This is a genomic window from Sphingomonas sp. 179-A 2A2 NHS (assembly GCF_045371305.1).
Taxonomy (GTDB): domain Bacteria; phylum Pseudomonadota; class Alphaproteobacteria; order Sphingomonadales; family Sphingomonadaceae; genus Sphingomonas.
Genome location: NZ_JBIQDE010000039.1, coordinates 1 through 1,037, shown reverse-complemented (window position 1 = coordinate 1,037; position 1,037 = coordinate 1). Strand labels below are relative to the sequence as shown.

2 protein-coding genes are annotated in these 1,037 nt (G+C 64.2%); both read right to left on the bottom strand.

Annotation, left to right across the window (positions count from 1 at the left end):
- A partial coding sequence (locus tag ACH0AE_RS17885; RefSeq protein WP_406876180.1) for a hypothetical protein occupies nt 1-286 on the bottom strand: 286 nt, incomplete at its 3' end.
- Nucleotides 287-341: 55 nt separating this feature from the next.
- The coding region (locus ACH0AE_RS17880) for a CpsD/CapB family tyrosine-protein kinase (RefSeq protein ID WP_406876179.1) at nt 342-1,037 on the bottom strand (696 nt) is incomplete at its 5' end.

Here is a 1,037-nt window from a genome sequence, read left to right as displayed (position 1 = left end):
GTGCCGTATCGCCGGCAATCTGCGCGGCAAGCGCGCGCGCGGTCAGCGCAGGCACCGCGAGCGGCTCGTCGACCAGCGCTGCGCGGGCGAGCCGATCCGCGCTTGCACGCCGTGCCGGCTGGCCGCTGGTCAGGATCTGTTCGGCAAGTTCTCCCGCGATCCGGCCATCGTCCGGAGCAAGAGTATGGCCACGTACGGTATTCGACTTGATCAGGGCGAAGGCCAGCGTCTGCGTCGTCGAGACGTAGCCGAGAAGTAGCGCGGCGCCGGCGATCGTGCCGCGCACCGCCCATTCACGTACAGACCGCCGAGGAGTGGCCGGGCGGACCGTCCGTGATCTGTCAGGCCTTCCGGCGGCCATAATCATAGCCGTAGTCGTACCCATAACCGTAATGCGCCTTGCGCGTCTCGAACTTGGTCAGAACCCCGCCTAAGATATGGGCATTGGCAGCCAGCAGCCTTTGAAGCGCGGTCTTGACCAAGCTGGAGCGGATGCCGTGCGATTCCACCGCGTACACCACTCCTTCGACACGGCTCGCGATCAACGGTGCGTCCGCCAGACCCATTACCGGTGGGCTGTCGATCACGACATGATCGTAGCGTTCGAGCAGGCGGGAGACCAGCAGCTGCAGCCGATGGCCGGTCAACAGCTCGGCAGCATTGGGTGGAATGGGACCTGCCGACATTGCAGTAAAGCCGAGATCGCTCATGGGGAAAGTGAGCCCGTCGATATCATCCTCACCGGCCAGGAAATTGCTCAGCCCGCGATTGTGATCGACGCCGCCCAAGTGATGCACCGAGGGCGAGCGCATGTCGCCGTCGACCAGGATGACCTTCTTGTGTGAACGGGCCAGCATCGTGGAAATGGCCAAGGCCGTGGTCGATTTGCCCTCTGCCGGGCGGGTCGATGTCACCGCCAGCGACCGCGGCACGCCATGCTCGGTCGTGAAGCCGAGGTTGGTCTGGATCGCCAGATAGGCATCGACCATCTCGGATTTGCGATCGAGCAATGCGTCGCGCGGCGCTACGTCCTCAAC